We start from the raw sequence: 20,970 nt of genomic DNA, 5'->3' as shown, positions 1-20,970 counted from the left end.
CAACATGCCTTCAAGCTACTGTCATCTGCCCGGCATACAGAATGAAATAACGCAGCAACAGCACGCCACACAGGCTAGCGCCGCTGATCAACAGGATATGGAAACGCGCTTTCCCCCAGCCCAAGGCCTTCAGCAGCAATGGCATAATCAGCCCACAGCCGACGACGCCCAACCAGAACCACCAGGACCAGAACCCACCGCCAAGCGCGGCCGACAAGGCACGGAGTTTGCCGTCATCCCCCAGCCACAGGCCGATGAAGAACGCCGCCAGCAGGAAGATCTCCAGCCACACCACCGGCGTCTCCAGGCGATGCAGGAAATGCACTTCCCGGCTGTGCAGATGACCTTTAGGGCCGCAGGCCGCCACCAGCAGTGCCACCGCGATCCCGGACGAAACGCCCGAGAACAGGAACAGCACCGGTAACAACGGGTTATTCAGCATCGGGTACGACTTCAGCGCCGAAAGCAGGAAGCCGGTATAAGCCCCCAACAGCACCGCCAACACCAGCATCACCGTTTCTATTGGCCGCAACAACGGCAGCAAGCGCTGCTGCAGGCGCGGGATCAGCGCCAACTTTGGCAACCAACGCTGTTGTAGCGCCGCCACCTCGTCACGGAAAATCAGCGCCAGCCAGACCACCAACACCACCATGTAGACCTGGAACAGCATCACCCCCATCGACATCACCGAGGTGAAGCTATAGTGGAACATCAGTTTCCAGAAGGTCCACGGACGGGTCAGATGGAAAATCAGGATCACCAGCCCAAGCATGACCGAGGTTGGCGCGACAAACAGCGTGGTCAACATTACCCGGCTGTTAGAGGCCCCCTCCTCTGGATGATAGCGGCGCAACAGTATAGCCAGGGTGACCAGACCGGCGGAGATGCCGATCAGGAACAGGTAAATCGCAATGGGCCAGTCCCAGACCAGAGAGTCAAAATGAAAGGCAGAAGTCATTGACTTGTCTCCCCATATTTAAACGGCACGCGATACATTTTTGGCCGTGTCCCTAACGCTATCTTGTAGCGATAAGTGGTCTTTTGCTGCAACAGACGCGAAATATCACTGTGCGGATCGTCGAGATTGCCAAAGGTTAATGCCTTGGTGGGGCACGACAATACACAGGCTGGCTGCTTGCCCTGACGCAGGTTGGTCTTGCGGCAAAAATCGCATTTATCCGCCGTTTTGCTCACCGGATGAATAAAGCGCACCCGGTAAGGGCACGCAGCGATGCAGTATTGGCAACCGACACAGAGATCCGGGTTGACGTCGACAATGCCGCTGGCGGCATCGATAAACGAGGCCCCGGTTGGGCAGACATGCACGCAGGGAGCGTCATCGCAATGCTGGCACGAATGGCGGAAAAACCGGTACTTCACGTCCGGAAATTGGCCTATCGGTTCACTACGAACGATCTCCAGGCGTGAAACGCCCACCGGCACCTGATTGACTTCGCGGCAGGCATCCATACAGGCGGTACAGCCGATGCAACGCGACTCATCGTGGATCATGCCGTAACGGATGCCATTGACGTTCATGGTGCGCGCCAACAGCTTTTCCGTCAGGGTCGAGCCAGCCGCCAACACGCCAATGCCTACGATAAAACGGCGCCGTGAGCAGCTCATGGCTGCCCCTTATCCAGCCTTACGGACGCTGGATTAAACGCGGGATCATCCTGTTGTTGACGGTGGCAGTCCACGCAGAGCTTGATCCGCCCCTTGTCGCTCAGGCCTTGTACCTTATCTTGCTGCGGGTGCAACGTATGGCAGCTGGCGCAGCTCACCTTGGCCAAATGCACATCATGTGGCCAGAAGGCTTTTTGCAACGTCTCCGGCAAGTGGCAAGACATGCAAACGCTGTTTTGCTGTTCCACGCCGAACATTGGCTCGTTGAAACGCATCACATCCTTCACGCCCTCACGGTGGTGCAGCGAAGGTGAACCGTGACAGTTGGTGCAGGTCAGCGGCAATTTGTTGTTCGGGTTAATGGCTCCCGCATGTTTACCGTGCATCGCATTCTGTTGCGGCTTATGGCAGCGCAGGCAGGCCTCATCCGGATTACGTTGCAAGGTGACTTCCGCCGATTTCTGTTGAACCGCGGGGCTGTCGGTCTGGGCCGATACCGGTAATACTGTCAGCCAAAGGCTACAGGCAAGCACCCCGGTAGTTAATAACGAACGCAGTACGCTCATATTGACTCCATTTGTTTACGCCCCACACACGGGGCGGAGGGGTTATTTGCCTAACAGCCCGGTTTTACGTGCCTGTTCTTCCCACTGCGGTACCACCGTCTTGAGGAATTCCTGCTTTTCGGCGTTCAGCTGCGGCATGTCCATACCCAGCGCCAACTGCGCCTTTTCCTTGGTGGAAATGTCCGGCAACTTGACTTCAGTGGTGATGCCCTTGGTCGCTAGCAGACGGATCAACTGAGTCCGAGCCTGCGCTGCCTGATCGAGCGCGGTACCCAAAATGCGTAGTGCCACTTCTGGCGCATGCATTTGAATACCGTGGGAAGCGATGGCAAAGTCCCAACGCCACTGTGCATGACGGATGTGGGTCAGGATAGGCTTCATCTCGGCTTCGGTCGCTCCGGCATCCCAGGCCGCTTTCGCTTCAAAGTGCGCGTGAACCAGTTGGTCTTCTACCTTCAGCTTGATCTCGTTGATATCCTGCTTACGTTTTTCGACCACCGCCTGCATGCTGGCTTTATCCTGGGTGTGGCAGTTCTTACAGGTTTGTTCGAAGTTATCGAACGGGTTGCCAATTTTGTGATCGGTATAGATCTTGCCTTGGGCGTTTTGCACTTTCGGCATATGGCAGTCGATACAGGTGACGTTGTTCTTGCCATGAATACCCGCGCTCCAGGTTTCATATTCTGGATGTTGGGCTTTTAGCATTGGCGTCTTGGACAGCGGGTTGGTCCAATCGGAGAATTCGATATTGTCGTAATACACTTCCATGTCATCGACCGTGGTGCCCTTGTCCCAAGGGAATTTCACCGCTTTGTCTTTACCATCAAAGTAATACTCAACGTGGCACTGCCCACACACCATCGATTGCTGATCGAAGCGGCCTGCCTTGTCAAACGGCTTACCTATCGTTTCCATGGCACGAGCCGCGTAAGGGCGGGAAAGGTGTAGCGCAGGTTTACCAGCGGCAAAATCAGCGGAAGCGGTATTGTGGCAATCCGCACAGCCGAGGTTATTGACGATTTCCGGCCCGCCACGCGCCCATTTACCGTGGAAGTAGGCCGCTTCGCCCTGTTCGGCGATCACCCTGGCAACGTCCGGGCTTTTGCAGCTCCAGCAGGCCATTGGCAACGGCCCATCTTCTGCCGTTTTCGGTGCACCGGTACGCAAGGATTCACGAATATCCGTGATGGCATAGGCGTGACCACGTGGTTTGTTGTAATCCTTGGCAAACGGGTACCCGGCCCAGAGAATAACCAGGCGCGGGTCGCCGGCCAAAGCGTCTACCCGATCGGACTGCTCGGAGGTCGCCTGCCAGGACTTATATTGGTCAGGGTGAGGTGCAGAGAAGGTTTCATTCTTGGCTTCAACCTTCTGCGGTGTGGCGGCAGGTGTCACCTCTGCCTGTACCGAGAAAGAGAGAAAAACCGCGTACATCCCTGCCAGAAATAGCATCAATAACTTGCTTACCTTATTCATAAGCATCCCATCCATTTTGCCTGCTTGAGAGCAGTGCTTTTATTAGTCGTTAAGTTCTTGTTAGAACAGATTTTCGCCATTACACCGTGCGTAGGGATACCATAGACCACACAAAAAATGTTGTCTTTGGTCAAGTTCCGGCAGGTTGTTCAGTTGTTGATTGAATTTTGCGAGGCAGCGCAAACTCGAACCAACTCTAATGAGTTATTGAAAGATAAGGGGTTGGATGGGGAAGCAAAATGATGACACGTACTCGATGTTACTCCTCCCCCCCCCAAAAAAGGAGAGGGACGAGTTCGGATCGGTAGTCAGAATCTGCGGCATGTTGCCCCTGGCCATCGCGTGCAAAAAAACCGCATTTTTTAATTGACTGACCGTCAGTCAATTACTACCGTAGCGCTACTCCATACAAAAAAGAGGGATTTAATATGGTACGTACAGTGAAAACACCAGAGGTGCGCCGGGCTGAAATTTTGCAGGCGGCAAGCGAGCTGTTTCAGGAAATCGGTTATGAGTCGACCTCTGTTGATTCCATCGTCCGCAGCGCAGGTATCGCCAAGGGGACGTTTTATTACTATTTCAAATCCAAAGATGAAGTCCTGGCAGCGCTGGCACAGCAACTGTGTGCCGAGATGGTTACCCGCTCACAAATCATTGCTGACGATCCGCAACTGGGGGCGATTGAAAAGTTCTGCGCCATCATAGCCTCGCAGAATCAAACCGTAGAAGCCGGGCAGGCTTTGGTTGAGGACTTACACCGCCCAGAGAACCGCGCATTGCATGAGCGCAGCAATATTGAAACGGTGTTGGCATTTGGGCCGATCCTGGCAGCAGTGGTGGAGCAAGGAAACCAGGAAGGCGTTTTTCAGGTTGATGATCCGCTATCGACAGTGCAGTTCATTCTCGCCGGTTCGCTGTTCCTGTTCGGCCACCAGATGTTTAGCTGGACGCCAGAAGAGCAAGCCGCACGTATGCAGGCCATGTTGTTGCTGATTGAGCGCGCCTTCGGTGCCGTTGCCGGGTCTTTTGCCGCCGTATTAGGAGCCAGTATCCAAGGAGGGGAATAAGCTATGATCCCGGTGATCCGTTATTCTCCGCTACGCTTTTTTGGTCTGGTTTTTGCGTTTTCATGGTTACCGTGGGCCATAGCAGCCTATCTGAGCCATTCGCCGGATAGGCAGCAGTCGACGCTCTTCGTGGCTCTGCTGGGATTGCTTGGCCCAGCCCTGGCAACAGGGGTGATGATATGGACGGCCCAAGACCGGCGGTTGTGGAGGGATATTCGCAGCAGAGTATTTTCTTTGGCAGGGATAACGCTGGGCCGCACGCTAACCCTATTGGGATTAATTCTGCTGCCGTTACTGACGGCCATTTGGCTGTCAGTGCGGCTAGGTTTGGATACCACCCAGTTTGCTTTTTCCAGCGGTTTTCTGCCCATGCTACCGCTGGCACTGATCGCCTCAATACTGGAGGAACTAGGCTGGCGCGGTTATGTCGTCGATAGCCTGAGGAGCGGTTGGCCAATGCTGTTGCCCACCTCGTTGATATTTTTTGGGCTATGGGCACTCTGGCATTTACCCTTATTCTTTATTGCAGACACCTATCAGCATCAACTATGGCAGGCCGGGGGAATATACGTTACCAACTTTTTTATCAGCATGTTTCCTGCCGCCGTGCTGGCCAATTGGTTCTACTATCGTTGTCAGCGTAGCATTCCGGCAGCCATTTTATTTCACTTTACCCTGGTGATGGCGGCAGAGCTTATGCAGGTTGCACCGCTGACCAAATGTATCTGGACGGCCCTATTATTGTTGATAGCCACTTTACTTATTGCCATTGAACAAGAGCTATTTTTTAAAGAGTAAGTAACATTACGTCATTAACACCTTAAAAAGAATTAAATTTCAGTTATCAGATTATTAGCGGCTGATGGCAACCTTTTGACCTAAATCTGGGATATCTATCATGATAGAAAATAATTTTATATCTTTTCGCAAGCCACTTTTCTCAGTTAATGCCCTATCGCTGGCGGCCATATTATTAACGGGCAATGCCTATGCTGGCGACTGGTCGGTAGGCGCTGCCGTTCTGGCAGAACAGTTACCCTATCGCGACTATGACGCACAATATATACCGCTACCGATTGTGACTTATCAAGGAGAGCAGTTTTTTATTAATAGCCAAGGGATCGGCATTAATCTATTGCGTTCAGAAAAGCACAATCTGCATTTGGCAGTTAACTACTCCCCGCTAAGCTTTAAGCCTGCGGATAGCGACGATCCGGCGATGAAGAAGCTGGATAAGCGGCGAGCGACCGCCATGGCGGGCATCGGCTATCAATATCATGCCGATTGGGGGAGCATCAACGCTGACATTGCAACAGACGTGCTGGGCTATAGCGATGGGGTGATTGCCGATGTCGGCTATCAGTATCGCTTCCAGTTTGGCAAATTGCAGTTGGTACCTGGTTTCGGCATGCGCTGGCAGAACCGCGCCTTCAATAATTACTATTTTGGTATCAACGAAGGGGAATCACAGCGCAGCGGGATGCCACAATACCGGGCGAAAAGTGGCGTCACATCTTACATTTCTCTCGCCAGCTATTATGCCATTAATAACGACTGGCAGCTGTTCCTGATGGGATTTAATGAGCAGATGAGCGACACGGTGAAAGATAGCCCGATGACCGACCGTGATTATAGTATCAATGCCGTGGCCGGTGTTTTATATAGTTTCTAACAGGCCTGAAAATGCGGCAATATTACTGAATTTGTAGAGACGAACCTATCCGCCTCAAGTTAACCTATGGCTCACTTTACGGGCACAGCATACTGCTGTGCCCCTTGTAGTCAGGTCAACTGATTAATGTCTACAGTCTCGACCTTTACTTATCAGAGATTATGATAAGTTTAAAAATGATTTTTAAGGAAATCTTTCATTTTATCTTTCAACTCAACAAGCTTGGTCTTTGGAGACTGTTTTCACTCGGCAATAATCTTTGGCGTCACCGCGACATCAACCTCATGAAAATTGACGGTATCACCATGTTTGTACTGAGCATCATCATTCAAACCCCAAAACGCAACTGGGGTATAAGAAATTGAAATATAATTAACCGACCGAATGTGTAACAACAATAGAGCAATTGACTTAACACCAACAACAGAGCAATCGGAAATTAATGTCATACAATTCCTACACGTGAAGGCTCCCGCCTACAGCACAATATGAACGAACCGATATCTCCCGCTGCGGCACAACGCTATATTCTCCCACCCGAAAATATTGATAACGACTTTATTTATTCATTAGAGATAACAGAGAGGGTTTAGTGACTGAAACAATTATTGCCGCGCTACTGCCAATTGTCGTGACGCTTATGCTGGGTTTTTTAGCCGGTTGGCATCACGACTTTGACGCCAAGCAGGGCACGATCCTCAATCGCATGGTAATGCTCTATGCACTACCATTGACATTGTTCGCCGGGATGATGGGACTCACACGCTCCGTGTTACTAGAGCAAGGGAGCATGGCGATCGTGATATTGATTGGTATGGTGGGGGGATATGTTGTCATCTATCAACTTGCGCGTCATGTTTTCCGCCAACCGAGTAAGATCGCTGCACTGTTGGCACTGGCGATTAGCGGCCCTGCAGTACCTTTCGTCGGTGTGCCAGTGCTGGGACATTTGTTCGGCGATCTCAGCACTATCCCTATCGCACTATGTAGTATCATCATGAACCTGTTCCAGGTACCGGTAACGATACTGATTCTTTCGTCCGGTAATGCCGATGGCACTAAAACAACGTTCAAAGACAGCCTTATTCATACCTTAAAAGAACCCGTCGTGTGGGCTCCTATTTTGGCGCTGATTTTATTGCTGTGCGATCTGCATATTCCAGCGCAAATCCGTTCGTCTTTACAGCTTCTCGGTGGAGCAACCGGCGGAGTGGCCCTTTTCGCTTCGGGTATCATTCTATATTCCTTCCACGTGGCGTTCAATCGTACGATTGCAATGGCCATTTTGGCAAAAAATATCCTACTCCCGTTAGCAGTGCTAGGGGTGGCATTATTATTTAAAGTTGATACCACTACGTTAAGCCTTTCAGTCATTAGCATTGCGATCCCAACGGCATCTATCTGCGTAATACTGGCTGTGCAATACAAAACAGCAGAACAAGAGATGGCTTCGACACTCTTTTTCAGTACGCTTTTATCCATCCTCACCATGGGCGGATTCTTGTATTACCTTCATTGAGCGCTCAATTATCAATAAATACCAATACATTTAAATTGCCGTTAATTAATCAGGAGTCTTACCATGTTGAATGACCAGCAGAACGTCGCCGAGTTTATTGTTTCCTGCCTTGAAGCCGAAGGCGTTGAGTATGTCTTCGGTATTCCCGGTGAAGAAAATATTAAGTTAGTGCGCGCCATCACTGCGTCTGAAAAAATTCGCTTTATTCTGGTACGTCATGAGCAGGGTGCCTCCTTTATGGCTGATATCTATGGCCGCTTAACCGGGAAAGCGGGCGTATGTACTGCAACGCTTGGCCCAGGTGCCATCAATCTGCTGCTGGGCGTAGCCGATGCACAAACAGACTCCAGCCCTCTGGTCGCCATTTCTGCACAGGTGGGCCTGAACCGTATTTATAAAGAATCACACCAGATCGTCGATCTGGTCGCCATGTTTAAACCCATCACCAAGTGGGCGGATACCATCCTGACGCCAGCTGCGGTGCCAGAAATGGTGCGCAAGGCATTCAGTCTTGCTCAACAAGAACGTCCAGGGGCCACTTATCTCGCCATCCCGCAGGACATTGAAGCGATGCCCATGCCAGCGGCACTCACCCCAATTCAACCGGGGAACGCGGTTAATACCTATCCCGCACCAGAGCAGATCCAACAAGCCGCTGAACTACTGCGTAATGCGCGTTACCCGGTGATTTTGGCTGGCCATGGCGTGGCCAGAACCAAGAGTTCTGATGCACTCACCGCCTTAGCAACGCGCTACCAGGTTCCGGTTGCCACCACCTTTATGGGCAAAGGCGTTATCAGCGACAAGAGCCCGCATGCGTTGGGCGTGATGGGCTTTATGCGTCACGACTATGAGAACTTTGCGTTCGATAAGGCCGATGTCATCCTGGCCATTGGCTATGAATTACAAGAGTTTGCGCCAGAGCGGATGAATCCGCATGCAGATAAAAAAATCATTCATATCAATACGTTCAGCGCCGATACGGACGAACATTATCGTGTCGATGTCAGTATTGAATCCGATATCGCACAGGCAATCGCGGCGCTGACCGCCGAGCTGGGTAACGCTCCACTGCATACCGTGCCGAGTACATCCAACATTCGCAAACTGCGTCTGGAAGAGCTGGATAAAGGCCAAAAAAGTTGCGATTTCCCCCTGAAACCACAACGTATTGTCGCCGATATCCGCAACGCGATGGATGATAACGACATTGTGTTAGCCGACACTGGTGCAATCAAAATGTGGATGTCACGCCTCTATCCGACCTATCAGCCGCTGACCTGTCTAACGTCAAACGGCCTGTCCACTATGGCCTTCTCTCTGCCAGGTGCGCTGGGTGCCAAACTGGCCTATCCCGAACGTAAAGTGCTAGCGGTAATGGGTGATGGCAGCTTTATGATGAACTCACAGGAAATTGAGACCGCGGTACGTGAAAACATCCCGTTGGTGGTACTGGTTTGGGTGGACGGCAGCTACGGCCTGATTAAGTGGAAGATGGATATCGAAGAAGGCGCGCACGACACCGTCGACTTTGGTAACCCTGATTTCGTGAAGTATGCGCAAAGCTTTGGTGCCAACGGTTACCTTATTAATAGCGCAGAGGAGTTACTGCCAACGTTGAACAAAGCCTTCAGTGAGAGTGGCGTGTCTGTTATTGCCTGCCCGGTGGATTACAGTGAGAACATGAAATTGGTGAGCAAACTCGGTGAACTGACTATTTCACTTTAAGTCTCTGACCGCCCTTGCTCTCGCAGGTTACTGGGGGCAAGGGAAACATTCACTATGGCTCTTGGTTGATACCCACATCACTCCCGATAGAGCAAATCCCCATAAATCCCAGTCAGCACCCCACCCGGAGCAAACTGCTTTTTGATCCACTGGGTCACCTGCCCGGTTGCCGCATGCTGTGTCGCCAGCAACATGCTGGAATCCTGCCGTGGGTTATGAATGGCGCGGGTCGCCAATAGCCCTTCCGCTACCGGCTCACGCGCCATATATTCCGGCAGGAATCCAATCCCCTCCCCTAAAATCTGGCATTGGCACTTGGTGTTAAAGTCCGGCACCAGGATTGCTTCCTGCCCGTGCAGCAACCAGCCCACCTTCTTGTTGATGGTATGCGCAGTGTCTTCCACCATGATGTTGGGATAAAGCCGTAGCTGGCTCTCGGAGATCGGCTCTGGCATAAACGCCAAGGGATGATCGGGCGCAATGGCGAACACCCAACGGATGGCGCCGATTTCGGTGTAATCAATGCCGCCGCCGTCCAGTAACGTATCCGGTGCGCCAATGGCGATATTGGCCTGGTTGTTGATGATGGAATCCCAGACGCCGTTGTATACCTCGGTGGTCACCGTGATATGGCAGGTGGGGAATTGCTTCTTCAGCACCTGTAACAACCGAGCGGTATGCCGTGGGGTATAGAGCAACTGATTGATACAGATGCGCACTCGCGCCTCTATGCCCTGAGAGATGGTATCAATACCGCGCTTGATGGCATGGAAGTCGTTGAGCAGGTCGGTCGCTTTACGGTAGAAGTAAAAACCGGACTCGGTGAGTTCGATGCTGCGCGTGCTGCGGTTAAACAGCACGACGTCCAGCCCGGTTTCCATCCGTTTGATGGTATAGCTGATGGCCGAAGTCGTCAGATCCAGCTCTTTGGCCGCCTTGCTGAAGCTGCCAAAACGCGCCGTGGTGGTAAATGCCAATAGGTTTTCTTCGGTAAAAATAGAATTCATGACTCCTCCTCCCCCCTGGGCGCATTGTTGAATGTATTTGTAAATCCTATGACACGCAACCAGTATTGAACAAAATTTAACACTGCCATTACAACTGATTTGAAGACAATCACACTTCTGATTATTAGTTTGGAGCCTGATGTGGCGGGAGGTGACAGCCCATTGCCCGCAGAGACGTTTGCCGCGACAAAAGGCGTAAAACATAAGAGAAAGATTGCGCCGACGCACAGTTTGCCTTTATTGTTGAATTACTTTCAATAATTACACCCTTTGCGATGAATGATTCTTAAGCGGATGTTTTTATCCAGCATCTGTTGCTATTCTCAGTAGCAATGAAAGCATCCAAAGCCCACTGGAAAAATAGGGAGCTAGAATATGTCTGATAAAGCGCTAATCACAGAATTTCTTTTTGCGGCGGAACAGGGCGACAGCGACGCGCTGAAAAGCTGCCTGAGTAAAGGGGCAGATATCAATGCCACCAACCGCCAAGGCCGCACCGCAATTACGCTGGCCAGCCTGAATAAACATTACGACTGCGTGGAATTATTAATCGCTGCCGGTGCCGATATTGATAAGCAGGATCAGACCTGTTTTAACCCCTTCCTGCTGAGCTGCCTGAATAATGACTTAACGCTGCTACGCCTGGTATTGCCAGCCAACCCGGATTTGGATCGCTTAACACGCTTTGGCGGTGTGGGTATTACCCCAGCCAGTGAAAAAGGCCACGTCGACATTGTGCGTGAATTATTGACGCGTACCGAAATTAACGTCAACCACACCAATTTTGTCGGTTGGACGCCGCTGCTGGAAGCTATTGTGTTGAATGATGGTGGTGCGAAACAGCAAGAGATTGTCAAATTACTGCTCGATCACGGTGCCAATCCGCATATGACCGACAAATATGGTAAATCTCCCCTGACGCTGGCCCGTGAAAAAGGCTATCACGAAATTGCTGAACTGCTGGTTGCCGCCGGCGCTTAACAGAGGAGAAATGCCATCGCACAGCCGCAGCGGCAGTGCATTACAGCGTTATCGGCGGAGGTGGCGTTCCCCCGCCAGCGGCTAAGTGGGCAGGTCGAACAGGTTTTTTCTCGCGCGGTAAACCTGTTCGTTCCCGAGCAGAACATGCTCTACACGTTATTAAGCGACGAGTACGATAACGCCCCCAATAGTTGCCGCATAGCGCTCAGGCACTGTGACCAGATATTTAGCCCAGGAGATCGCGTCGAGTTTTCTCAGGGTGGCATTGAAATAGGTCAGCATAGTTGGATTGATTTTTCCCACTGTCAGACATGGCAACAGCCTGACCTGTATTTAACCGAAGCAAGCAGAGCATCTATTGCTTGGCACCAATGGGGGGCATGCATTAACCAACAGGCTTCATCCGGTAATTCGCTGTTTAATTACCGTGGCGAGAATATATTTTATCGGGAAATGGCCAGATTATTACAACTGCATCGTGATGCGTTATTTCTGGCGATACGGCGCAATGAAGATCCCTACGAAGCCTTACATTCTCTCATTGGTTTGGGAATTGGCCTGACGCCTTCTGGGGATGATTATCTGGTTGGGCTTTTCTCTATATTACTGCTGCCCGGTCATCCAGCGCAAAAGTATCGCGAGGTTTTTCTGGCGGTGCTGAAAAAAGTACAACATAAAACCACGTTGCTAAGCGCTATTACATTAGAGGCGGCAATCAATCAGCGTTACCGACAGGTGATAAGTCACCTGTTAGAAAAATTAGTGCACGACGATCGTCACCTTATTATCGATACCATTAACAAGATTAAACAGATTGGTTCAAGTTCGGGCTGCGACATGCTGTATGGCATGGCCGATGCCTGCCTCTTGACCTCATATTTTGGAGAAAAATATGTCCATCAGGATAGTGGTAAAAAACAACACCTGGTTTGACTCTGTTTCGCTGATGTCTATTTCCACCAAAGCGAACAAACTTGAAGGCGTTGAACAAGCGTTTGTGGCCATGGCCACGGAGATGAACAAAGGAGTGCTGGAAAACCTGGGCTTGTTAACCCCAGAGCTGGAAGCCGCCAAAAACGGCGATCTGATGATCGTGATTAAGGGGGCCAGCGATGAAGCTAACGAGGCCACCCTACAGGCGATCGAAGCCTTGTTCACCCACAAAGATAAAGGTGGTCGCCACGAAGCGCGCTATGCCACTCTCGCCAGTGCGAAAACGCATATTCCGGAGAGCAACCTCGCGGTGATCTCGGTAAACGGGTTGTATGCGGCACGTGAGGCTCGTCAAGCGCTGGAAAACGATCTCAACGTGATGCTGTTCTCCGATAACGTCTCCATCGAGGATGAATTGGCGCTGAAACAGTTGGCGCATGAAAAAGGCCTGCTGATGATGGGGCCAGACTGCGGCACCGCCATCATTAATGGCACCGCTCTGTGTTTTGGTAACGCGGTTCGCCGTGGCAACATCGGTATTATCGGCGCATCCGGCACCGGTAGCCAGGAGCTGAGCGTGCGTATCCATGAGTTTGGCGGCGGCATTTCGCAGCTGATTGGCACCGGCGGGCGCGATCTGAGTGAGAAGATTGGCGGCCGGATGATGCTGGATGCGATAGCGATGCTAGAGAACGACAACGGTACAGAAGTGATTGTACTGGTCTCCAAGCCCCCTGCCCCAGCCGTGGCACACACCGTGCTCGAACGGGCCCGTGCCTGCCGTAAACCCGTAGTGGTTTGCTTCCTTGGGCGCAATGAGCCACCAGCCGATGAGCCAGGATTGCAGTTTGCGCGTGCAACCAAGCAGGCAGCGTTAAAGGCCGTGCTGCTTACCGGCATCAAAGAAGAGTCCCTCGACCTGCATCCACTGAACTGGCCGCTGATTGAAGAAGTGCGTGCCAAACTGACGCCGCAGCAAAAATACATTCGCGGTCTGTTCTGTGGCGGCACCCTGTGCGACGAAGCGATGTTTGCCGCACTGGAAAAATACGACGACGTCTACAGCAATATTCAACCTGACCCGGCCATGCGCCTGCAAGACCTCAACCGCAGCGTGGCACACACCTTCCTCGACTTTGGCGATGACGACTTCACCAATGGCAAACCGCACCCGATGATCGACCCAACCAACCGCATCCAACGTCTGTTGCAGGAAGCGCGCGATCCCGAAGTCGGCGTGATCGTGATGGACTTCGTGCTTGGCTTTGGATCTCACGAAGATCCGGTGGGCGTAATGATCGAGGCGATCAAAGAGGCCAAGGCCATTGCGGCCAGCGAGAGCCGACCGTTGGAGATCCTCGGCTATGTGCTGGGTACCGATCTCGATACGCCGTCGCTACAGCAGCAGTGCCAGATGCTCACCGATGCGGGCGTGATCTGGGCTAGCAGCAGCACCAATACCGGATTGCTGGCGCGTGAATTTGTCTGTAAAGGAGGGAAAGCCTGATGAGCCACTCATTATTTAACCAACCGCTGAACGTCATTAACGTCGGTATCGCCATGTTCAGTGATGACCTGAAAAAACAGCATGTGCCAGTAACCCAGCTCGATTGGACTCCGCCGGGCCAGGGCAATATGGCGGTGGTTGAGGCGCTCGATCAGATTGCCTCCCCAAGCCTTGCCGAGAAAGTGGCTGCCGCCAACAAACTGGCGCTGGAGCGCATTATTCAGTCGCATCCGGTGCTGGTAGGTTATGACCAGGCGATCAACGTCGTCCCTGGTATGACGCGCAACACTATTTTACATGCAGGCCCGCCGATCACCTGGCAGAAGATGTGTGGTGGGATGAAAGGCGCGGTCACCGGTGCGTTGGTGTTTGAAGGACTCGCAGCCAACCTCGACGAAGCAGCAGAATTGGCAGCTTCTGGCGAAATCATCTTCTCGCCGTGCCATGAGCATGACTGTGTCGGTTCGATGGCGGGTGTGACGTCTGCATCGATGTTCATGCATATCGTAGAAAACAAAACCTACGGCAACCGCGCTTATACCAATATGAGCGAGCAGATGGCGAAGATCCTGCGCATGGGAGCCAATGACCAGAGCGTGATCGACCGCCTGAACTGGATGCGCGATGTGCAAGGTCCGATGCTGCGCGATGCCATGAAGCTGGCCGGTGAGATCGACCTGCGGCTGATGTTGGCGCAGGCGCTGCATATGGGCGACGAGTGTCACAACCGCAACAATGCGGGCACCACGCTGCTGATCCAGGCGCTGACGCCGTGGATTATCCAGGCGGGCTACCCGGTAGAGCAGCAGCGCGAAGTCTTCGACTTTGTCGCCAGCAGCGATTACTTCTCCGGCCCAACCTGGATGGCGATGTGCAAAGCGGCGATGGATGCGGCACACGGCATTGAATACAGCACCGTGGTCACCACCATGGCGCGTAATGGTGTTGAGTTTGGTTTGCGCATCAGCGGGCTACCGGGCCAGTGGTTTACCGGCCCGGCACAGCAGGTTATCGGCCCGATGTTTGCAGGCTATAAACCTGAAGACTCGGGGTTGGACATCGGCGACAGCGCCATCACCGAAACCTACGGCATTGGCGGTTTTGCCATGGCGACCGCTCCGGCCATCGTCGCACTGGTAGGGGGCACCGTGGATGAGGCGATTGATTTCTCGCGTCAGATGCGTGAAATCACCCTGGGCGAAAACCCTAACGTCACCATTCCCCTGCTGTCGTTTATGGGGATCCCAACGGCGATCGATATTACCAAGGTCGGCAGCAGCGGCATTCTGCCGGTGATCAACACCGCCATTGCCCATAAAGATGCGGGGATTGGCATGATCGGTGCCGGGATTGTCCATCCACCGTTTGCCTGTTTCGAGAAAGCAATACTGAGTTATCGCGACCACTACTGCCAATAAAAAAATAACGGGGCTAACCAAGCGTTAGCCCCACCTGACACCAGAGAGTTGTTCACCTGCAGGACCAATGGCGATCCCGTGGATCGTCGAGAGTTGTTAAACGACCTGTGAAGGATTTTCCATGAACAAAATGAAATTAGAATGGAAACGCGGTGACTGGGCAGCCTACTTCGGGCTGATGACCAATAACCTGACCAACCTGCTCACCATGATGGGGCTGCTCATCTTCGTAGTGGGTATCCCAAAAGAGATCGTCTACGGGCGCATAGCCCCGGCCTTTGGTCTGGCCGTGATGATGGCCAGTATCTGTTACACCTGGTTTGGGCTGCAAATGGCTCGCCAGACCGGGCGGAGCGATGTGACCGCGCTGCCGTCTGGCCCGAGCGCACCGTCTATTTTTACCGTGACCTTCCTGGTGCTGATGCCGGTATATCAGTCCACCGGCGATGCGGACTTTGCCATTTCGATCGGCCTGGTGTGGTGCTTTGTTGAAGCGCTGATCCTGGTGGGCGGCTCTTTCCTCGGCGAAACCATCCGCAAGATGATCCCGCGCACCGTGCTGCTCTCCTGCCTTTCCGGCCTGGGGCTGTTGCTGCTGGCGATGAACCCGATGCTGCAAGCGTTCGAAGCGCCAACCGTTTCGTTCATCGTGCTGCTGCTGATCTTTATCAACTGGTTTGGCAAAAAGCCCATATTCGCCCGCATTCCGACCGGTTTGCTGCTGCTGATCGCCGGTACCGCGCTGGCGTGGATCTCCGGCCTGCAAAGCCCAGATGCGATTAAAGCCTCGATGTCTTCCTTTGGCTTTAACCCGCCGGGATTCCATGTTGACAGTTTTATGCAGGGCCTGCCACACGCGCTGCCGTATCTGGCCTCTGCCGTCCCGCTGGGGCTGGCGAACTACATCTTTGACCTGGAGAATATCGAGAGTGCGCACGCCGCCGGGGATGAATACAACACCCGCAAAGTGATGATGGCCAACGGCCTCTCCTCCATGTTCGGCTGCCTGCTGGGCAACCCGTTCCCGGTGACCGTGTATGTCGGCCACGCCGGTTGGAAAGCCATGGGGGCCAGCATTGGTTACACCTTGGCTTCTGGCTTGACGATGTTCCTGGTACCGCTGTTCGGGCTGGGTGCCTTTATGTTAGCGGTGATCCCGATGACGGCGATCGTGCCTATCCTGGTGTTTATCGGCGTGGTCACCGCCAACCAGGTGGTGAGGGAAACGCCGAAAATCGAAGTCCCGGTGATCTTCATCTGTCTGTTCCCGTGGATCGCCAACTGGGGATTAACCGTGGTTAACAGCGTGCTGGGTGCGGCGGGCACCTCGGGAGCCAAGCTGGGCGCAGAGTTGCTGCACAGTAAAGGCGTGTATTACCAGGGGCTGGTGCATTTGGGTAGCGGTGCGCCGCTGGCCAGTATGCTTTGGGGATGTGTCGCGATTTTCGCCATCATCAACAAACCGCTGCGTGGTGCGGTAGCGGCGGCAACCGGTGCGCTGCTGGCGCTGTTCGGCGTGATCCATGCGCCAGCCGTGGGCTTTGCCGAGGGAAGCTCGTTGCTGTTCACGCTGGCTTACCTGATGATGTCGGCCATGTTTGTACTGAAGCATTTCCTCGATAGCCGTGAAACGGTGGCTGCCGCAGTGCAGGAACCCAGCAAGACAGCCTAAGCCCTCACCCCAACCCTTATGTCTTGATCTTCTCCGCCTTAGCGGAGAAGATCCCCGACTGATCATCGGGAGATAGCCGGTGAGCTCCCCCTAACCCTAGTGCCTATGAGCCCGTGGGAGAGATTGTGCCCCGGCTGTCTATTTCCCTGTCGCCTTGTAGACCGAACGGTATCCTGTGCCTATGAGCACCTACATATAAGGATGGTCCGGCGATAAATTTCAGACATGGTTATGGAGTGCCATAATGCGTAGAACCCCTGTCGGCGTTGATATCGCTAAACACAAATTTGATGTCGCCGTACTGCTGGACAATCAGAAGTATAAAACCAAAAAGTTTGCCAATACCCCTTCTGGATGCCGCGAGTTCGCAGCCTGGTTGAGCCGCTTTGGCGACTGTCATGTCTGTATGGAAGCCACCGGGAGCTACAGCACGGAACTGGCCACTTATCTGGCAGACAACAACTACCACGTCAGTCTGATGAACCCGGCGTGTATCCATTCCTTCGGCAATACAGAACTGGCCCGGAACAAAACGGACAAAAGCGATGCAGCGATGATAGCCCGCTACTGCGCACTGCATCAGCCTGCCCCGTGGTTCCCAGCCCCGTTGAGCGAGCGCCAGTTGACCGCGTTGGTCAGGCATCTTAAGAACCTGGAAGAGATGCGTCAGATGGAAGAAAATCGCCTGGAGGTGGCCGAAGCAGTCATCGTCCCTTCACTCAATGAGCACATCGCCACGTTGGATGAACTGATACGAGAAACGAAAAAGAAAATCAGTCAGCACATCGATGATAACCCTGACCTGAAACGGGACAGCGAGTTGCTAAAAAGTATCCCTGGAGTGGGAGAGATGCTGAGCTCCAGCCTGCTGGCCTTCGCAGGAAACCTGCGTCGGTTCACCAGCAGCAAGGCCCTGGTAGCGTACGCAGGACTGAATCCACAGCGATGTGAGTCGGGGATGTTTAAAGGGAAAAGCCGGTTATCGAAAGTGGGGCACGGTGAGCTGCGAAGTGCGTTATACATGCCCGCGGTAGTGGCAGGCCAATACAATGTTGTGGTTAAAGACTTAACAGAAAGGCTAAAGTTGCGTGGGAAGTCGGGCAAAGAAAGAGTGTGTGCGGCGATGCGAAAGTTGCTGCAACTGGCCTATGGTGTGGTGAAATCAGGAAAGACATTTAATGCGGAAATACCGCTTGCCGGATAGCCGACAAGACGGTATCTCTCCCATAGGGAGAGGGAGCTGACCGGCATCTTGGATAAGGCTGTGCGGCTTCGGAAAGTAGGGTATAAGAACAAGAAATACAAGGTATTACACAGGGCAATCAGCACACTCGATCGGTTCCCTCTCCCTCTGGGAGAGGGTTAGGGTGAGGGGACATTTATAGACTCCCGCCCCTGTTTAAACGGCCTTTTAAATCGGAAAACCCAGATGAAAGAACTCGTCGTCGTCGCCATTGGTGGCAACAGCATTATCAAAGACAACGCCAGTCAGACCGTAGAACATCAGGCCGAGGCGGTGAAAAAGGTCGCAGACTCGGTGCTGGAGATGCTGGCATCGGATTACCACATCGTACTCACCCACGGCAACGGCCCGCAGGTGGGGCTGGAGTTGCGCCGTGCCGAAGTGGCTCACGAACATGAAGGGCTACCGCTGACCCCGCTGGCCAACTGCGTGGCGGATACCCAAGGCGGTATCGGCTATCTCATTCAGCAGGCACTCAATAACCGCCTGGCGCAGCATGGCGGGCAGAAAGCGGTAACCGTCATCACGCAAGTTGAAGTGGATAAACAGGATCCCGCCTTCACCACCCCAACCAAGCCGATTGGCGCTTTCTTTAGCGAACAACAGCGCGATGCGTTATTGCAGCAATACCCAAGCTGGCGGTTTGTCGAGGACTCTGGCCGCGGCTATCGCCGGGTGGTCGCCTCACCGGAACCCATCAGGATCGTGGAAGCCGACGCAATCAAGGCACTCACGCAGCAAGGGTTTGTGGTGATCGGCGCGGGTGGCGGTGGCATCCCTGTCGCGCGTGATCCACAAGGGGATTACCAAAGCGTCGATGCGGTGATCGATAAAGATCTCTCCACTGCCCTGCTCGCCAGGGAAATCCGCGCCGACGTGCTGGTGATCACCACTGGCGTAGAGAAAGTGTGCATTCACTTCGGCAAACCGAATCAGCAGGCGTTAGGCCAGGTGAACGTGGCCCAAATGACCCGCTATATGGCAGAGGGGCACTTCCCTGCTGGCAGCATGCTGCCGAAGATCGTCGCCAGCCTGGCGTTCTTGCGCGATGGCGGCAAACGCGTCGTCATCACCTCGCCGGATTGCCTCCCCGCCGCACTGCGCGGTGAAACGGGCACCCATATCGTTAACCTCTGAGAGGGAAGAACAGATGAATGAGAACAAAAGCCGCCGTGAGTTTTTGAGCCATAGTGGCAAAGTGGCTGCGGCCTGCGCACTATTGGGTGCAACCTCCTCCGTCGGTTATGCTGCTACCCCGGCAACCGCGAACTGTGAGACGGACCAGCGCATGAAAATTAGCGACAAACACTATTATCTGGATAACGTACTGCTGGAGGCGGGTTTCGAATTTGACGGAGCAACGCCGGTCAGTACCCACACCGAACTGAAAACGCTGGAAATCAACCAGGGCAAGATCGTTGCCCTGCGCGATAACCGCCAGCATGCGGACAGTACGCTGCCGGTCTACGACGCTGGCGGCAAACTGATGCTGCCCGCCATGCGTGATATGCACATCCATCTGGACAAAACCTTTTACGGCGGCCCATGGCGTTCGCTGAATCGCCCGGCGGGTACCACCATCAAGGATATGATTCGGCTGGAGCAGAAACTGCTGCCGGAGCTGCAACCTTACACCCAAGAACGGGCCGAAAAGCTGATCGATCTGATTCAGTCCTACGGTTCCACCACCGCTCGCAGCCATTGCAACGTTGAGCCAACCTCCGGCCTGAAAAACCTGGAGAATCTGCAAGAAGTGCTGGCACGTCGCAAGTCTGGCTTTGACTGTGAAATTGTCGCGTTCCCACAGCATGGCTTGCTGTATTCGAAATCAGAGCCGCTGATGCGTGAGGCAATGCAGGCAGGAGCACATTACGTCGGTGGCCTGGACCCGACCAACGTCGATGGCGCAATGGAAAAGTCGCTCGATAGCATGTTCCAGATCGCGCTGGATTATAACAAAGGGGTGGACATCCACCTGCACGAAACCAGCCCGGCAGGCATTGCGGCGGTGAACTACATGGTGGCAACCGTCGAGAAAACGCCACAACTCAAGGGCAAACTGACCATTAGCCACGCCTTTGCGTTGGCGATGATGAATGAACAGCAGGTCGATGAAATCGCCACCCGCATGGCGGCGCAGCAAATCACTATTGCCAGCACGGTACCGATTGGCACTATGCATATGCCGCTCAGCCAACTGCGCAAGAAAGGCGTGTTCTTGATGACCGGCACCGACAGCGTGATCGACCACTGGTCGCCGTATGGCCTGGGTGACATGTTGGAGAAAGCCAACCTTTACGCTCAGCTTTACGTACGCCCGAATGAGGGAACCCTATCGCGCTCGTTGGCTATCGCTACCGGTGATGTATTGCCGCTGAACGATAAGGGCGAACGCGTATGGCCGAAAGCCAAGGACGATGCCAGCTTCGTGCTGGTTGATGCTTCCTGCTCCGCCGAGGCGGTAGCGCGTATTTCCCCAAGGACCGCCACGTTCCATAAGGGCGAGATGGTTTGGGGTCACGTTGGGCAAGGGAGCAAGGCTTGATATATTGGGT

The 20,970-nt window shown here is 53.4% G+C and carries 19 protein-coding genes; 13 read left to right on the top strand and 6 right to left on the bottom strand.

What is annotated here, in order from left to right:
- Positions 1-10 precede the first annotated feature (10 nt).
- From nrfD to nrfA, 4 genes are read right to left on the bottom strand one after another with little or no spacing between them, the layout of a single operon-like run.
- Positions 11-958: a cytochrome c nitrite reductase subunit NrfD gene (nrfD, locus tag KGP26_RS07240; protein WP_223665216.1), complete on the bottom strand. Its 948-nt coding sequence runs from the start codon at positions 956-958 to the stop codon at positions 11-13.
- Complete coding sequence (nrfC, locus tag KGP26_RS07235) at positions 955-1,626, bottom strand: cytochrome c nitrite reductase Fe-S protein (RefSeq protein WP_179252163.1); 672 nt, start codon at positions 1,624-1,626, stop codon at positions 955-957. The genes nrfD and nrfC overlap by 4 nt, the downstream gene beginning before the upstream one ends.
- Positions 1,623-2,192, bottom strand: coding sequence for a cytochrome c nitrite reductase pentaheme subunit (nrfB, locus tag KGP26_RS07230; protein ID WP_223665215.1), 570 nt, complete (start codon positions 2,190-2,192; stop codon positions 1,623-1,625). Before nrfB ends, nrfC begins: the two co-directional genes overlap by 4 nt.
- A 42-nt stretch (positions 2,193-2,234) precedes the next feature.
- The gene (gene nrfA / locus KGP26_RS07225; protein ID WP_306459511.1) at positions 2,235-3,644 is read right to left on the bottom strand and encodes an ammonia-forming nitrite reductase cytochrome c552 subunit; all 1,410 of its coding nucleotides are present in this window, start codon (positions 3,642-3,644) and stop codon (positions 2,235-2,237) included.
- Between the two features lie 452 nt (positions 3,645-4,096).
- Between nrfA and KGP26_RS07220 the strand changes: the two genes are divergently transcribed.
- From KGP26_RS07220 to KGP26_RS07210, 3 genes are all read left to right on the top strand, one after another.
- Entirely contained in the window at positions 4,097-4,735 is a 639-nt protein-coding gene (locus tag KGP26_RS07220; RefSeq protein ID WP_021805370.1) for a TetR/AcrR family transcriptional regulator, read from the top strand.
- A 3-nt stretch (positions 4,736-4,738) separates the two neighbouring features.
- Positions 4,739-5,533, top strand: a complete 795-nt coding sequence (locus tag KGP26_RS07215; protein WP_223665214.1) for a CPBP family intramembrane glutamic endopeptidase — start codon at positions 4,739-4,741, stop codon at positions 5,531-5,533.
- A 100-nt stretch (positions 5,534-5,633) separates the two neighbouring features.
- Complete coding sequence (locus tag KGP26_RS07210; RefSeq protein ID WP_094981142.1) at positions 5,634-6,407, top strand: MipA/OmpV family protein; 774 nt, start codon at positions 5,634-5,636, stop codon at positions 6,405-6,407.
- Positions 6,408-6,649: 242 nt separating this feature from the next.
- On the opposite strand, the gene KGP26_RS07205 is transcribed toward KGP26_RS07210, so the two are convergent.
- Positions 6,650-6,856, bottom strand: coding sequence for a hypothetical protein (locus KGP26_RS07205; RefSeq protein ID WP_141234325.1), 207 nt, complete (start codon positions 6,854-6,856; stop codon positions 6,650-6,652).
- Positions 6,857-6,999: 143 nt separating this feature from the next.
- On the opposite strand from KGP26_RS07205, the gene KGP26_RS07200 reads away from it, so the two are divergent.
- Positions 7,000-7,926 carry an AEC family transporter gene (locus KGP26_RS07200; RefSeq protein ID WP_166734408.1) on the top strand — a complete coding sequence of 309 codons (927 nt, stop codon included), beginning with the start codon at positions 7,000-7,002 and terminating at the stop codon, positions 7,924-7,926.
- A gap of 63 nt (positions 7,927-7,989) precedes the next feature.
- Positions 7,990-9,654 (top strand): acetolactate synthase large subunit, encoded by a 1,665-nt coding sequence (locus KGP26_RS07195; RefSeq protein ID WP_094981144.1) that lies wholly within the window; start codon positions 7,990-7,992, stop codon positions 9,652-9,654.
- Between the two features lie 77 nt (positions 9,655-9,731).
- Here KGP26_RS07195 and KGP26_RS07190 read toward each other — a convergent pair whose 3' ends face one another.
- Positions 9,732-10,661, bottom strand: coding sequence for a LysR substrate-binding domain-containing protein (locus KGP26_RS07190; protein WP_021180041.1), 930 nt, complete (start codon positions 10,659-10,661; stop codon positions 9,732-9,734).
- A 375-nt stretch (positions 10,662-11,036) separates the two neighbouring features.
- Here KGP26_RS07190 and KGP26_RS07185 point away from each other — a divergent pair, with 375 nt between their 5' ends.
- The 8 genes from KGP26_RS07185 (at position 11,037) to KGP26_RS07150 (ending at position 20,960) form a co-directional block, all read left to right on the top strand.
- On the top strand, positions 11,037-11,642 hold the full coding sequence (locus KGP26_RS07185) for an ankyrin repeat domain-containing protein (protein WP_021805376.1): 606 nt from the start codon (positions 11,037-11,039) through the stop codon (positions 11,640-11,642).
- 39 nt (positions 11,643-11,681) lie between these two features.
- The gene (locus KGP26_RS07180) at positions 11,682-12,575 is read left to right on the top strand and encodes a DUF2877 domain-containing protein (RefSeq protein WP_094981145.1); all 894 of its coding nucleotides are present in this window, start codon (positions 11,682-11,684) and stop codon (positions 12,573-12,575) included.
- Positions 12,535-14,082, top strand: a complete 1,548-nt coding sequence (gene fdrA, locus KGP26_RS07175) for an acyl-CoA synthetase FdrA (RefSeq protein ID WP_223665213.1) — start codon at positions 12,535-12,537, stop codon at positions 14,080-14,082. The genes KGP26_RS07180 and fdrA overlap by 41 nt, the downstream gene beginning before the upstream one ends.
- Positions 14,082-15,500 carry a DUF1116 domain-containing protein gene (locus KGP26_RS07170; protein ID WP_223499081.1) on the top strand — a complete coding sequence of 473 codons (1,419 nt, stop codon included), beginning with the start codon at positions 14,082-14,084 and terminating at the stop codon, positions 15,498-15,500. Before fdrA ends, KGP26_RS07170 begins: the two co-directional genes overlap by 1 nt.
- Positions 15,501-15,621: 121 nt before the next feature.
- Positions 15,622-17,172: a xanthine permease gene (locus KGP26_RS07165; protein ID WP_094981148.1), complete on the top strand. Its 1,551-nt coding sequence runs from the start codon at positions 15,622-15,624 to the stop codon at positions 17,170-17,172.
- 244 nt (positions 17,173-17,416) lie between these two features.
- Positions 17,417-18,376 (top strand): IS110 family transposase, encoded by a 960-nt coding sequence (locus KGP26_RS07160; protein WP_059199085.1) that lies wholly within the window; start codon positions 17,417-17,419, stop codon positions 18,374-18,376.
- 225 nt (positions 18,377-18,601) lie between these two features.
- Positions 18,602-19,552, top strand: coding sequence for a carbamate kinase family protein (locus tag KGP26_RS07155; protein WP_115158727.1), 951 nt, complete (start codon positions 18,602-18,604; stop codon positions 19,550-19,552).
- A gap of 13 nt (positions 19,553-19,565) precedes the next feature.
- Positions 19,566-20,960: an amidohydrolase family protein gene (locus tag KGP26_RS07150; protein WP_223665212.1), complete on the top strand. Its 1,395-nt coding sequence runs from the start codon at positions 19,566-19,568 to the stop codon at positions 20,958-20,960.
- Positions 20,961-20,970 lie beyond the last annotated feature (10 nt).

Source organism: Serratia sp. JSRIV002 (assembly GCF_019968725.1).
In the GTDB taxonomy this organism is placed as follows: domain Bacteria; phylum Pseudomonadota; class Gammaproteobacteria; order Enterobacterales; family Enterobacteriaceae; genus Chania; species Chania fonticola_B.
The sequence above is the reverse complement of the archived record's forward strand: the minus strand, read 5'-3'. Positions and strand labels throughout refer to the sequence as shown.